This is a genomic window from Streptomyces sp. NPDC050423 (assembly GCF_040655445.1).
In the GTDB taxonomy this organism is placed as follows: domain Bacteria; phylum Actinomycetota; class Actinomycetes; order Streptomycetales; family Streptomycetaceae; genus Streptomyces.
This window is the reverse complement of the sequence record NZ_JBFAJY010000037.1, coordinates 37,356-49,627: the sequence shown is the minus strand read 5'-3', so window position 1 is coordinate 49,627 and position 12,272 is coordinate 37,356. Positions and strand designations below refer to the sequence as shown.

13 protein-coding genes and 1 tRNA gene are annotated in these 12,272 nt (G+C 71.4%); 8 read left to right on the top strand and 6 right to left on the bottom strand.

Translation table 11 applies throughout. The annotated features are described in order from the left end of the window. Positions 1-170: 170 nt before the first annotated feature. Positions 171-1,256, top strand: a complete 1,086-nt coding sequence (locus AB0I52_RS24995; RefSeq protein WP_363076082.1) for an S-(hydroxymethyl)mycothiol dehydrogenase — start codon at positions 171-173, stop codon at positions 1,254-1,256. Continuing rightward, positions 1,256-1,885 carry an MBL fold metallo-hydrolase gene (locus tag AB0I52_RS24990; RefSeq protein ID WP_363076080.1) on the top strand — a complete coding sequence of 210 codons (630 nt, stop codon included), beginning with the start codon at positions 1,256-1,258 and terminating at the stop codon, positions 1,883-1,885. The genes AB0I52_RS24995 and AB0I52_RS24990 overlap by 1 nt, the downstream gene beginning before the upstream one ends. Before the next feature lie 21 nt (positions 1,886-1,906). Here AB0I52_RS24990 and AB0I52_RS24985 read toward each other — a convergent pair whose 3' ends face one another. The 3 genes from AB0I52_RS24985 to AB0I52_RS24975 all read right to left on the bottom strand — a co-directional run bounded on the left by AB0I52_RS24985 (position 1,907) and on the right by AB0I52_RS24975 (position 5,242). Then, complete coding sequence (locus tag AB0I52_RS24985; protein ID WP_363076078.1) at positions 1,907-2,842, bottom strand: pseudouridine synthase; 936 nt, start codon at positions 2,840-2,842, stop codon at positions 1,907-1,909. 94 nt (positions 2,843-2,936) lie between these two features. Beyond that, complete coding sequence (locus tag AB0I52_RS24980; protein WP_363076076.1) at positions 2,937-4,178, bottom strand: hypothetical protein; 1,242 nt, start codon at positions 4,176-4,178, stop codon at positions 2,937-2,939. Continuing rightward, positions 4,175-5,242, bottom strand: coding sequence for a hypothetical protein (locus tag AB0I52_RS24975; protein ID WP_363076074.1), 1,068 nt, complete (start codon positions 5,240-5,242; stop codon positions 4,175-4,177). Before AB0I52_RS24975 ends, AB0I52_RS24980 begins: the two co-directional genes overlap by 4 nt. 417 nt (positions 5,243-5,659) lie before the next feature. Here AB0I52_RS24975 and AB0I52_RS24970 point away from each other — a divergent pair, with 417 nt between their 5' ends. Further along, a complete protein-coding gene (locus AB0I52_RS24970; protein ID WP_363076072.1) occupies positions 5,660-6,394 on the top strand; it encodes a dienelactone hydrolase family protein in 735 nt (244 codons plus the stop codon). Positions 6,395-6,433: 39 nt separating this feature from the next. Here AB0I52_RS24970 and AB0I52_RS24965 read toward each other — a convergent pair whose 3' ends face one another. After that, the gene (locus AB0I52_RS24965; protein ID WP_363076070.1) at positions 6,434-7,126 is read right to left on the bottom strand and encodes a TetR/AcrR family transcriptional regulator C-terminal domain-containing protein; all 693 of its coding nucleotides are present in this window, start codon (positions 7,124-7,126) and stop codon (positions 6,434-6,436) included. 54 nt (positions 7,127-7,180) lie between these two features. Between AB0I52_RS24965 and AB0I52_RS24960 the strand changes: the two genes are divergently transcribed. After that, positions 7,181-8,305, top strand: a complete 1,125-nt coding sequence (locus AB0I52_RS24960; RefSeq protein WP_363076068.1) for an NAD(P)/FAD-dependent oxidoreductase — start codon at positions 7,181-7,183, stop codon at positions 8,303-8,305. A 67-nt stretch (positions 8,306-8,372) separates the two neighbouring features. On the opposite strand, the gene AB0I52_RS24955 is transcribed toward AB0I52_RS24960, so the two are convergent. Then, positions 8,373-8,460, bottom strand: a tRNA-Leu gene (locus AB0I52_RS24955). Between the two features lie 183 nt (positions 8,461-8,643). On the opposite strand from AB0I52_RS24955, the gene AB0I52_RS24950 reads away from it, so the two are divergent. The 3 genes from AB0I52_RS24950 (at position 8,644) to AB0I52_RS24940 (ending at position 11,287) form a co-directional block, all read left to right on the top strand. Then, a complete protein-coding gene (locus AB0I52_RS24950) occupies positions 8,644-9,978 on the top strand; it encodes a M20/M25/M40 family metallo-hydrolase (RefSeq protein ID WP_363076066.1) in 1,335 nt (444 codons plus the stop codon). Between the two features lie 142 nt (positions 9,979-10,120). Continuing rightward, positions 10,121-10,354, top strand: coding sequence for a chaplin ChpH (gene chpH / locus AB0I52_RS24945; RefSeq protein ID WP_136328227.1), 234 nt, complete (start codon positions 10,121-10,123; stop codon positions 10,352-10,354). A gap of 138 nt (positions 10,355-10,492) precedes the next feature. Beyond that, positions 10,493-11,287 carry a chaplin gene (locus AB0I52_RS24940; RefSeq protein WP_363076064.1) on the top strand — a complete coding sequence of 265 codons (795 nt, stop codon included), beginning with the start codon at positions 10,493-10,495 and terminating at the stop codon, positions 11,285-11,287. Between the two features lie 67 nt (positions 11,288-11,354). Here the strand turns inward: AB0I52_RS24940 and AB0I52_RS24935 are convergent, their stop codons facing one another. After that, complete coding sequence (locus tag AB0I52_RS24935; protein WP_250970632.1) at positions 11,355-11,543, bottom strand: DUF5703 family protein; 189 nt, start codon at positions 11,541-11,543, stop codon at positions 11,355-11,357. A 47-nt stretch (positions 11,544-11,590) separates the two neighbouring features. Here AB0I52_RS24935 and AB0I52_RS24930 point away from each other — a divergent pair, with 47 nt between their 5' ends. Continuing rightward, entirely contained in the window at positions 11,591-12,250 is a 660-nt protein-coding gene (locus AB0I52_RS24930; protein WP_363076062.1) for a hypothetical protein, read from the top strand. Positions 12,251-12,272: the final 22 nt, after the last annotated feature.

The window sequence follows — 12,272 nt, the reverse complement described above, 5'->3', positions numbered from 1 at the left end:
GAACCGGGGCACAGTTCAGCGCTTCGTACCATCTGTCCGAAACCGGTGCGTTCGCGCCGGGGAAGGGCGCCCGGTTCGCGCCAACGCGGCGCGCCGCCGTGACACGCTCGCACCGCGTACGGTTGACCGTGATCGATCTCAGTGAAAGTCGATAAAGGGAGACCACGGGAATGGCGCAGCAGGTACAAGGGGTCATCGCACCGGGAAAGAACGAGCCGGTACGGGTCGAGACGATTGTGATCCCGGACCCCGGCCCCGGTGAGGCCGTGGTGAAGATCCAGGCGTGCGGTGTGTGCCACACCGATCTGCACTACAAGCAGGGCGCCATCAACGACGAGTTCCCCTTCCTCCTCGGCCACGAGGCCGCGGGTGTCGTGGAGTCCGTCGGCGAGGGCGTCACCGACGTGGCGCCGGGCGACTTCGTCGTCCTCAACTGGCGTGCGGTGTGCGGACAGTGCCGCGCCTGTCTGCGCGGACGCCCCTGGTACTGCTTCGACACCCACAACGCCAAGCAGAAGATGACCCTGCTGGACGGCACGGAGCTGTCGCCCGCGCTCGGCATCGGCGCCTTCGCCGAGAAGACCCTGGTCGCCTCCGGCCAGTGCACCAAGGTCGACCCCGAGGTCGCCCCGGCCGTCGCCGGACTCCTCGGCTGCGGCGTGATGGCGGGCATCGGTGCCGCCATCAACACCGGCCAGGTCGGCCGCGGCGACTCGGTCGCCGTCATCGGCTGCGGTGGTGTCGGTGACGCGGCGATCGCCGGCGCCCGGCTGGCCGGAGCGGCGAGGATCATCGCCGTGGACATCGACGACCGCAAGCTGGAGACGGCGAAGAAGATGGGTGCCACGCACACCGTCAACTCCCGCACCCAGGACCCGGTCGAGGCCATCCGCTCGCTCACCGGCGGCAACGGCGCCGATGTCGTCATCGAGGCAGTGGGCCGCCCGGAGACGTACAAGCAGGCCTTCTACGCCCGCGACCTCGCCGGCACCGTCGTCCTGGTCGGCGTCCCCAGCCCGGAGATGCAGATCGAACTCCCGCTCCTGGACGTCTTCGGCCGCGGCGGCTCGCTCAAGTCCTCCTGGTACGGCGACTGCCTGCCCTCGCGCGACTTCCCGATGCTCATCGACCTGCACCAGCAGGGCCGGATCGACCTCGGCGCGTTCGTCACCGAGACCATCGGAATCGGAGACGTCGAGCAGGCCTTCGCCCGGATGCACGACGGCGACGTCCTGCGCTCGGTGGTGGTCTTCTGATGACCGCCCGCATCGACCACCTCGTCACCTCCGGCACCTTCGCCCTCGACGGCGGCGAATGGGACGTCGACAACAACGTCTGGATCGTCGGGGACGACACCGAGGCGGTCGTCATCGACGCCGCCCACGACGCCGCCGCCATCGAGGCGGCGCTCGGCGGCCGCACGCTGCGCGCCATCATCTGCACCCACGCGCACAACGACCACATCGACGCGGCACCCGCGCTCGCCGACGCCACCGGCGCACCGATCCTGCTGCACCCCGACGACCTGCCGCTGTGGGAGCAGACCCACCCGGACCGGGCCCCCGACGGCGAACTGGCCGACGGCCAGGAGCTGAGCATCGCCGGGACCAGCCTCACCGTCCTGCACACCCCCGGCCACGCGCCAGGCGCCGTCTGCCTGTACGCCCCCGAGCTGTCCACCGTCTTCACCGGTGACACGCTCTTCCAGGGCGGGCCCGGCGCCACCGGCCGGTCGTTCTCCCACTTCCCGACGATCGTCGCCTCGATCAGGGACCGGCTGCTCGCCCTGGACCCGGCCACCGACGTCCGCACCGGGCACGGCGACTCCACGACCATCGGCGCGGAGGCCCCGCATCTGGACGAATGGATCGCCCGCGGCCACTGATGCCGGCACGGGCGGCGGAGTTCACCCCTCCGGCCACGCGGAGAGCCGCAGCCCGCTCTCGAAGCGGCGCGGCCCTCCCGTGACCGGATCGGTGAACTCCAGCACCCGTGCCAGCAGCTGGAGCGGGTGCGACCAGTCGTCGGGCGCACCCTCCGCCTCGACCACCGGGTAGACCGGGTCATGGACGAGCGGCAGCCCCAGGCTGTTCATATGGACCCGCAGCTGATGCGTCCGCCCGGTGGCGGGCAGCAGCCGGTACCGCCCGAGCCCCTCCCGGTGCTCCGGCAGCTCGATCCGGCTCTCGCTGTTCGGCTCGCCCGGCTCCTCACGGGCGGCGATCACCCCGCGCTCCTTCACGATACGGCTGCGCACGGTGCGCGGGAGGACCAGCCGGGGGTCGTACGGCGCCACCGCCTCGTACTCCTTGCGCACCAGGCGGTCCCGGAACAGCGTCTGGTACGCGCCCCGCTCCTCGGGCCGGACGACGAACAGCACCAGTCCCGCCGTCAGCCGGTCCAGCCGGTGCGCCGGTTGCAGCAGGGGAGCGCCGAGCTCGCGGCGGAGCCGGGCCACCGCCGTCTGCGTGATGTGCCGGCCGCGCGGCGTCGTCGCCAGGAAGTGCGGCTTGTCCGCGACGACCAGGTGCTCGTCGCGGTACACGACACCGACCGGGAACGGCACCGGCTCCTCCGGCGCGAAGTCCCGGTGGAACCAGAGGTACCGGCCCGCCCCGTACGGCTCCCGGCCCGTGACCGCGCCCCGGACCGAGACGAACAGGCCACCCGCGAGCATGGCGTCGACCCGGTCCGCCCCGATCGCCTCGCCGAACCGCGCCAGCAGGTGATCACGGACCGTGGGCCACTGCCCGTCGGGGTCCTCCGGGAGCCGCACCCGGACCGGATCGATCCCGTCACGCTGCGGCAGGGGCGACGGGGGAGGCTTCGCGCGGCCCCTCACCGGGGCCCGCCCGCTGTTCCGCCCGGCCCCGGGGTGCTGGTTCTCATGGTGCGGGAATCCTTCCACAGGAACGGCGCCCGGAGCGCCGGACCCGTCAGGCGCGCGGGAGCGTCACCTTCTCGGCGCCGCAGCCGATGCGCCCGGCCTCCGCCGTGACATAGCCGGGCAGCAGATCACCGGTGAGCGCGAAGTCGCCCTTGCCCGTCTGCCTCAGCTGCTCCACCACGAACACCACGGGACCGGTCTGACAGGACGCCCGGTACACCGCCCGGTTCCCGGCCAGCTTCCCGTAGCCCGTGGTGCCCTTGACGGGAGCGCCGGACCGCAGCGCGTCCCAGGAGTAGATCTCGGCCAGCGCCGGGTCCACCACCGTCGTCATCCGCAGCACGGGGTCGCGGTAGCTGCCACCGACCTCGCAGACCCGGGCCGGACCGTCGCCGCCGCCGACACGGGTGCGCGACAGTTCCTTGCGGTACGCCGCCGGCAGGGCGAGCCCCTTGGTGCCGCAGAGGGCCGACGCGTCGGCGTCCTGCCAGGTCACGACGGCCGGCAGGGACCGCGGTGACCGGTAGCTGCCCGAGCAGCCGAAGGACCGGATGACCCCGTTGGCCGCCTCCACCAGGGTGTCGGTGAGAGCGACACGGTCCTCCCGCGCGAGTTCCGTCGAGATCTCCAGGCCCGCCCGGCCCATGCCGACGTCCACCACGGTGGGTCCGGAGAACTCGCCGCGCCCCGTGCAGCCCTGCGGCAGCGCCAGCCAGCCGCGCGTCGAGGACACCATGCCGGGGAGCCCCTCGCCCAGCGACACCATGCCGGCCGCGAGGAACTCCTCGGGCCACTGCCTTCCGTCGCTCCCTCTCAGGCCGTCCAGCTGGTGCACGTTGACGGTCAGCTGACGGATGGCCCGGTCATTCTTGAAACTGGTGATGCGGCACTGCCCGTACGACAGCCCGTCACCCTGACGGCTCTTCTGCAGCGACTGCTCGTCGACCTCGATCCTGCGGTCGCCGAAGAGCTCCGACACGGTGCCGCCGCCGAGCGAGTCCCAGCAGGGAGCGGGCCCGAGCAGCGGGAGGGTGTCGGTGCGCCAGGCGACCGCACCGGCGCCGAGCAGCGCGCCGACCAGACCGGCGGCGGTGGCGGCACGGGCCGTACGGCTCCGCAGCAGACGGCGCACGAAGGAGGGGCGGCCGTCCGCCGGGACGGCGGGCTCCTCCCGGTCCGTGCCGCCGCCCTCGGGGGCGCTGGTTCCGGTTCCGTCGGGGCCCGTGCCCTCGGGAACGGTGGGTCCGGTTCCCTCGGGTCCGGTGCCTTCGGGGTGCTTGTCCTCGCTCACGCGTCCTCACCGTCCCCGCACCCGATGCGCTGGCCCACGGACTCCGCGAAGCGGTCGAACACCCGCCGGTCGTCGGGTCTGCCCCGGCCCTTCAGGCCGGTCTCCACGTTTCCGTAGAACACCGTCGGACGACCCCCGCAGGTCCTGCGCAGCAGGCCGTGGTCGGCGCCGGCGGGAAGGCCGTCGAACAGCGCGACCATGCGCGGTCGGCGCGCCATCACGTACTGCGCCGACGGCTCGTCGGGCGCTCGCGCGGTCTGCCACACCACCGAACACGTCTGGAGCCGGTCGGTGACCGTGCCCACCTGCTGCTGGTAGCGCGAACCCTCGCCGAAGTCGAAGGTCATGCCGGGTATCCGGCACAGCGGACTCTCCGCCCGCTCGTCGTCCTCGGCCACCGTCACCAGGGGCGACGTCGCGTGCAGCGGCTTGCCCGGTGCGCAACCCGCCTTCTTCATCGTGGTGTTGGCGGCGTCGAGCAGCATCCGGCCGACAGCGGCGGTGTTGCCGATCGCGAACGGCATGGCCACCTTGCCGAGATGGCCGTCGCCCGAGCTCTCGCTCCGGATCGTCACGGCCGACGGCCTGCCGTCCGCGTCGCACTCCCGGGGCAGCACGAGCATGGCCCGGTCAACGGCGACCAGTCCGTCGAGTCCGTCCGGGAGCGGCGAGGCCGAGCCGTGGAAGTACTGGGCTATCCAGGCCCGGCGCTCCTTGGCGCCGGCGGGGACAGGCCCGTACTCCAGCGTGATCCGCTCCTTGAAGGTGAGCGGCTGGTCCGAGTCGTCGTCCTCGACCTCGGAGGTCACCGCCAGTGTGCAGGTGCCGTGCGGCCGGCCGGCCGAGGGCGGCGCGGACTCGGTGGCCCGCCGCGCCGAGCCGGACTTGCCGAGCGCCTCGTCACCGAGGAACGACGCGCCGCTGTTCTGCTCCCACGCGCCCCAGCAGTAGGTGTCGAGGAACGGCCGACTATCGGTCGCCCACAGGCCGATGCCGGACACGAGCACCGCCCCGGCGACCACTCCGGCAAGGACCGCCGCCCGCCGTTTACCCCCGCTGACCATGACATTTACCCCTAGTGAACCGCGACGGACACAGCAGAGCGCCGATGCTACGGCGTCACCTGCCGTGGCAGGAAAGAGGGTTGGAGCCAACCGGACCGAAAGGGATTCAGCACCCCAGGGTCCCGACACCTCGGCCGTTCGCCACCCCGAGGCGTCCAACCCCGGCGGCGGGTACGACGCGTCCACAAGGGTGGAGTTGCGTGCTGGTGTCGCCCCGGACCGGTGGGCTACGCTGCGCGGCGATGACTACCGGGACGGCCTTGCGCCACACACGGATTGGCGACCCGGCGCTCCACTGAGCGCTGTACGGGCCGGTATCGGCCCGCTGTCCGATCGAGGATCCGGCGCTGCCGCGCGGGCACCGCCTCCCGTCGTGTTGACCACAGATCGATACGTCAACCACGACAGGAGAGACCCATGCCCACCAAGATGCTGCGGATTCCCACCGCGGACGGTCAGGCCGACGCCTTCGCCGCCTTCCCCGACCGCGGCGAGCGGCACCCAGGGGTGCTGATGTACGCGGACGGCTTCGGCATCCGGCCCGCGCTGCGGGAGATGGCTCGCGAACTGGCCGGACACGGGTACTACGTACTCGTCCCCCATCTCTTCCACCGGCACGGCCCGGCGCCGGTGATCGAACTTCCCGAGCACATCGGAGAAGAGGCCCGGCACCGGGTCATGGCCCAGGTGATGCCCCTGATCCAGGCGCACACCGCTGAACGCGTCCTGAGCGACGCCGACGCCTACCTCCGGTTCCTCACCACCCGGCCCGAGGTCGCTGCCGGTCCGGTCGCGGTGACCGGATACTGCATCGGCGGTCTCCTGGCGATGCGCACCGCTGCCGCCCACCCGGGCCGGGTGGCCGCCGTCGCCGGATTCCACGCCCCCGTGGGCGCCGACGGGCCCGGCCTCTTCTCCGGGCTCACCGCCGAGGTGTACCTCGGTCACGCCGAGGGCGACATGACGCCCGAGGCGCTCCTCGACCTCAACCGGTCCCTGGACGCCGCGGGTGTCAGCCACACCTCCGAGATCTACCCCGGCACCGTCCACGGCTTCACCATGTCCGACACCGACGCGTTCAGCGCCTCCGGGCTGAAGCGGCACTGGGACAGCCTGCTGCCCCTCCTGGACCGCACTCTGGCCGGAGGCTGAGGTGGCGGCCGGGATCCGGCCGCTGCCGTGAGCTGAGCGTCATGCCGGCGGCCGGGTGAGTCTGGCGGCCACGGCGTCGAGGACCCAGTCCAGGCCGGTCGTGAAGGATGCCTCGGCGTCCACGTCGGTGCCGTCGTACACGGCCCTGGACAGCGCCGGGAAGCGGCCCGTGGCCAGCATTGCCGTCAGATGCGGGCCTCGGGCGCGCTGCCAGTCGTGCTTGGTCAGGCCCGTGGCGCGCTCGGCCCGCAGGTTCGCGATCTCTCGCCTGATCGCGCCGGTGAAGTAGGCGCTGACGGTCTCCACGGCGCGCATGACGGTGTCGATGTCGGCGAGGCCGTCGAGGGCGGACAGCGTGGCCTCGCCCACGGCGAGGCCGTTCGGCCCCAGGGCCGGGCGGCCGCCGAGGAGGTCGGCCAGCCATTCGTGACGGAGAGCGGCCTGCCTGGTGCGGTGGGCGAGGACGCGCAGCGCCTCCCGCCAGTCATCGGGCCGCTCCTCGGGGAGGATCTCCGCCTGGACCTCGTCCATCATGAGGTCGAACAGCTCCTCCTTGGTGGAGATGTAGCCGTACAGCCGCATCGGGCCGGCGTTCAGCCGGGCGGCGACCTTGCGCACCGACACAGCCTCCAGTCCGCCCTCGTCGGCCAGCGCGACGGCGGCGGCGACGATCCGCTCCCGGTCGAGCGGCACGGGGCGAATCGGCGGTTCCGGCCGGTCCCACACAGTCATGCGTCACATCGTACGCTTGCGATGCACCGTATCGAGAAAATACAGTGTATCGACATGAGACATCGCATCGCCGTGGTCGGGAGCGGTCCCGCCGGCCTTACCTTCGCCCGTGTCCTGCACCGCCATGGTCACCCCGTCGCCCTCCTCGAACGTGATCCCGCCCCCGACGCCCGCCCCCCGGGCGGCACGCTGGACCTGCAGGAAGGGCTGGGGCAGCTCGCGCTGGACAAGGCGGGGCTGCTGACGGAGTTCCAGGAGCTGTCCCGCCCCGAGGGGCAGGCCATGCGCATCCTGGACACGGACGGGACCGTCCTGCGGGACTGGCGACCCCGTCCGGAGGACCGGGCCAATCCCGAGATCGACCGCGGCCAACTCCGTGACCTGCTGCTCGGCCCCCTCGACGTCCGGTGGGGGCGGGGCGTGACGCGGGTGGTGCCGGGGACCCGGGACGGCGCACTCGTCCACTTCGCGGACGGGCGGCAGGAGGCGTTCGACCTCGTGGTCGGCGCGGACGGCGCCTGGTCCCGGATCCGCCCGGCCGTCTCGCCTGTGACGCCGCACTACACCGGCGTCACCCTGGTCGAGACCTCCCTGGACGACATCGACACCTGCCACCCCGATCTCGCCCGGCTGGTCGGCGACGGTTCCGTGGCCGTGTACGGCGTGAACCGGGCCCTCGTCGCCCAGCGCAACAGCGGCGGCCACGTCAAGGTGTACGCCCAGTTCCGCGCGCCGCTGGACTGGCACGCGAACCGGGACGTGGACCTGGCCGACGCCGAGGCCGTGCGGTCGAGTCTGCTGGCCCTGTTCGACGGCTGGGCCGATCCCGTCCTCGACCTCATCCGCCACGGCGCCGCCTTCGCCCACCGCCCCCTCCACGTCCTGCCCGTGTCCCACACCTGGACCCACGTCCGCGGGGTGACGCTGCTGGGCGACGCCGCCCACCTGATGCCCCCTCTGGGGGCGGGTGCGAACCTCGCGATGCTGGAAGGCGCCGAACTCGCCGAGTCCATCGCCACCGGCACCAGAGACCTGGACGAGGCGGTCCGCGCCTTCGAGGAACAGATGTGGGCACGGGCCGGCAGGTGGGCGAGGATGACGGCGGCCGGTCTGGAACGCCTCGTGAGCCCGGACCCCGCCGAAGCCCTGGCCCTCTTCGACCAGGTCCAGCCGTCCTGACCGCCGGGCGCGAGAGCACGCCGCCGCCCGAGAAACAGAAAAGCCCCACACGGAGTGGGGTCTCTGCTGGTGTCCGAGGGGGGACTTGAACCCCCACGCCCGATAAAGGGCACTAGCACCTCAAGCTAGCGCGTCTGCCATTCCGCCACCCGGACCAGGTGTCTGTCTCGCGGGCGCTGCCCGTTCCGACGTGGAAAACCATAGCAAACATTGAGAGGTGCTCGATCACGCCCGGGTCTGTGTGAAGGGCGCATGACGAGAGGTGGGGGGCCTTGGGTGTGCGGGCCGGGCGCGGGAGGATGAGGGGGAGCACCACAGCGACAGTGGAAGGAACCAGCGTGAGCGAGACCAGAGCGGCCCGGACCGGCTCGGGCGAGAGCGCCGAGAACGAGGTCGTGGACCTCTGTCGTGATCTGATCCGGATCGACACCAGTAACTACGGGGACCATTCGGGGCCCGGCGAGCGGCTGGCCGCCGAGTACGTGGCCGAGAAGCTCGCCGAGGTCGGGCTGGAGCCGCAGATCTTCGAGTCCCACAAGGGCCGCGCCTCCACGGTGGCGCGGATCGAGGGCGAGGACTCCTCCAAGCCGGCCCTGCTGATCCACGGCCACACCGACGTCGTCCCGGCGAACGCCGACGACTGGACGCACCACCCCTTCTCGGGCGAGATCGCGGACGGCTGCGTGTGGGGCCGCGGCGCGGTCGACATGAAGGACATGGACGCGATGACCCTCGCGGTCGTGCGCGAGCGGATGCGCAGCGGCCGCAAGCCCCCGCGGGACATCGTGCTGGCCTTCCTCGCGGACGAGGAGGCGGGCGGCACCTACGGGGCCCGCTATCTCGTCGACAAGCACCCCGACCTCTTCGAGGGCGTCACCGAGGCGATCGGTGAGGTCGGCGGCTTCTCGTTCACCGTCAACGAGAACCTGCGGCTCTACCTCGTGGAGACTGCCCAGAAGGGCATGCACTGGATGCGGCTGACCGTGGACGGCACGGCCGGCCACGGTTCCATGACCAACGACGACAACGCGATCACCGAGCTGTGCGAGGCGGTCGGGCGGCTCGGGCGGCACAACTGGCCGGTGCGGGTGACCAAGACGGTGCGGTCCTTCCTGGACGAGCTGTCCGACGCGCTGGGCACGCCGCTGGACCCCGAGGACATGGACGCCACGCTGGCCAAGCTGGGCGGCATCGCCAAGATGGTCGGCGCCACCCTGCGCAACTCCGCCGCCCCCACCATGCTGGGCGCGGGTTACAAGGTGAACGTGATCCCCGGGCAGGCCACCGCGCATGTCGACGGCCGCTTCCTGCCGGGGTACGAGCAGGAGTTCCTGGCGGACCTCGACCGGATCCTCGGCCCGCGCGTCAAGCGCGAGGACGTGCACGGCGACAAGGCACTGGAGACCGATTTCGACGGTTCACTGGTGGACGCGATGCAGATCGCGCTCAAGGCGGAGGACCCGATCGCCCGCGCGGTCCCGTACATGCTCTCGGGCGGTACGGATGCCAAGTCCTTCGACGACCTGGGCATCCGCTGCTTCGGATTCGCCCCGCTGAAGCTCCCCCCGGAGCTCGATTTCGCGGGCATGTTCCACGGCGTGGACGAGCGGGTGCCGGTCGAAGGCCTGAAGTTCGGCGTCCGGGTTCTCGACCGTTTCATCGACAACAGCTGACCTCGCACCGAGTTAATCGACAGCGTGTGCGTACAGACCGGAATGAGTGAAAGGGGCTTCCTGCTCGTAGCCCGATTGCTTTCTCCTCGTTACAGGTGATGCGGTCCGCGGCTGGGACCGCATTTGCCAACTAGGAGGAATAATGATCAAGAAGATCGTCGCCGCTGCGGCTGTCACCGGTGGTCTGGTGCTCGCGGGTGCCGGCATGGCCGTCGCCGACTCCGGCGCCCAGGGTGCCGCTATCGGCAGCCCCGGCGTGCTCTCGGGCAACGTCGTCCAGGTTCCGGTTCACGTCCCCGTGAACGTGTGTGGCAACACCATCTCCGTGATCGGGCTGCTGAACCCCACCTTCGGCAACACCTGCGTCAACGCCTGACGTTGTGCGTCAACCCGCAAGGGTTTGAGCCCGGTCGGCCCCGTAGCGCGCGCCATGTGCTCCGGGGCCGTCGGGTCCTTTGCCTCCGCACGGTCAAGTCCGGGGGTATTCCGGAAGGCAGAAGGCAGGAAACAACCTATGCGACAGGTCACGCGTAAAGGCCTGATCACCATGGCGGCTGCGGGCGGCGTACTCGCGCTCAGTGGCGGTTACGCGCACGCCGACGCGGGAGCGTCCGGCGTCGCATCGAATTCCCCGGGGGTGCTTTCAGGGAATTCGGTACAGATCCCGGTCGACGTACCGGTGAACGTCTGTGGTAACTCCGTGAGCGTCGTCGGACTGCTCAACCCGGCCATGGGAAACACGTGCAAAAACGGTTCGGGGGGTGCGGCCGCGGGCCGGACCGGATCGACCGCGGGTACGTCGGGCGCCCACGCGCCGGACAGCCGGACCTCCGGCAGCCGCGCGTCGGACGACCGCGGCCAGGGGGCCCGGACGGGCACCGGCAAGCACCGGGCCGTCCGCAGCGACAACGGGGGCGGGGCGACGGCGGAGGGGTACGCACAGGGCTCACCCGGTCTGCTCTCGGGCAACCAGGTCCAGGTCCCCATCGACATCCCCGTGAACGCCTGTGGGAACAGCATCGACATCGTCGGGCTGCTGAACCCCAGCTTCGGCAACACGTGCGAGAACGAGAGCACGCCGCAGGTCGACGTTCCGGCCCCTCCGGTCACCCCGGTCACCCATGAGGCGCCCCCGGCACCCGGACCGCGCACCGTCCCGAACGTGCCGGAGCCGCAGAGCATGCCCCCGGGCACCCCGCAGCTCGCACACACCGGATCGGGCGGGCTCGACCTGCTGATCCCGGCGAGCGCGGGTCTGCTGCTGGCAGGCGCGGGCACGGTGCTCTACCGCCGCGGCAAGGCCGCCTAGGAGAACGGGCACCAGGCACAGTAACGGCGAAGGGAGCGGGCCCCGCGGCAGCGGGGCCCGCTCCGTTTCACCAGGTGGCCCGCAGCTGGCGGATGATCCGGCGACGCAGCCGAACCCGGCGGCTGCCGTCGCGACGCAGCGACAGCCGGTCCAACTCCCAGTGCCCGTACTCCGCATGGTCGGTCAGCAGGCGGGTCGTCTCCTTCCGGGACACCCCGCGCGGCACGTACACGTCGACAAATTCGTATTCCGGCATCGCATCTATTGTGCGGGCAGAGCCCCTGTACGGATAGCGTCTGCCCTATGTCTGATGCTGCGAAGCCATCCGCTGCCGAGGTACGCGCCGCCGCCGATGCGGTCAAGGCCGCGCTCGACCGTCACCTCGACGCGGTCGAACGCCGTTCCGGGGACGACGACCCCGCTGTCTACGACGCGTTCAACGCACTGGCCGCTGCGGCGGAGGTCTATGACGAACTCCTCTACGACCGCCATGACGAGGTCACCCCCTTCGAGATTCCGGGCGCGGAGGACTCCCTGCCGCCCTACAGCGGTCCCGAGGAGCCGAACGCACTCAGTGTGCTGATCCGCCGCGACTACGCGGTGGCGGAGCCGCAGCGGCTGCTCGCCCAGGCGCAGCGACTCGCGGACCTGGACCCGGACGACCGCGGCAGCGAGAGCGCGGCCGTGGTCGGCAGCAGCGTCCACGCGGCGCTGGGGGTGCTGTTCGGGGAGTACGAGGCGGACGAGATCGCGTCCCGGCACACGGAATTCGGCCTTGAGGAGGGCGACTCCACCCTCTGGGTCGCGGCGGCGGACGAACTGCCGGAGCCGGGGGAGTGGCTGGGCGCACCCTTCGACGACGCGGACCCGCAGCTGGTGATCTGCCGGTTCGACGTCAGTGCCGTCTTCGACGAGGACGAGCTGGACGGGGAGCCGGACGGTCCGGCGAGGGACAGCTCCTGACCGGTCCGGCCGTGCCCGTCCG

Coding starts and splice junctions, on each gene's coding strand:
- AB0I52_RS24995 (WP_363076082.1), top strand. CDS start 171: ATGGCGCAGCAGGTACAAGGGGTCATCGCACCGGGAAAGAACGAGCCG.
- AB0I52_RS24990 (WP_363076080.1), top strand. CDS start 1,256: ATGACCGCCCGCATCGACCACCTCGTCACCTCCGGCACCTTCGCCCTC.
- AB0I52_RS24975 (WP_363076074.1), bottom strand. CDS start 5,242: ATGGTCAGCGGGGGTAAACGGCGGGCGGCGGTCCTTGCCGGAGTGGTC.
- AB0I52_RS24970 (WP_363076072.1), top strand. CDS start 5,660: ATGCCCACCAAGATGCTGCGGATTCCCACCGCGGACGGTCAGGCCGAC.
- AB0I52_RS24965 (WP_363076070.1), bottom strand. CDS start 7,126: ATGACTGTGTGGGACCGGCCGGAACCGCCGATTCGCCCCGTGCCGCTC.
- AB0I52_RS24960 (WP_363076068.1), top strand. CDS start 7,181: ATGAGACATCGCATCGCCGTGGTCGGGAGCGGTCCCGCCGGCCTTACC.
- chpH (WP_136328227.1), top strand. CDS start 10,121: ATGATCAAGAAGATCGTCGCCGCTGCGGCTGTCACCGGTGGTCTGGTG.
- AB0I52_RS24940 (WP_363076064.1), top strand. CDS start 10,493: ATGCGACAGGTCACGCGTAAAGGCCTGATCACCATGGCGGCTGCGGGC.
- AB0I52_RS24935 (WP_250970632.1), bottom strand. CDS start 11,543: ATGCCGGAATACGAATTTGTCGACGTGTACGTGCCGCGCGGGGTGTCC.
- AB0I52_RS24930 (WP_363076062.1), top strand. CDS start 11,591: ATGTCTGATGCTGCGAAGCCATCCGCTGCCGAGGTACGCGCCGCCGCC.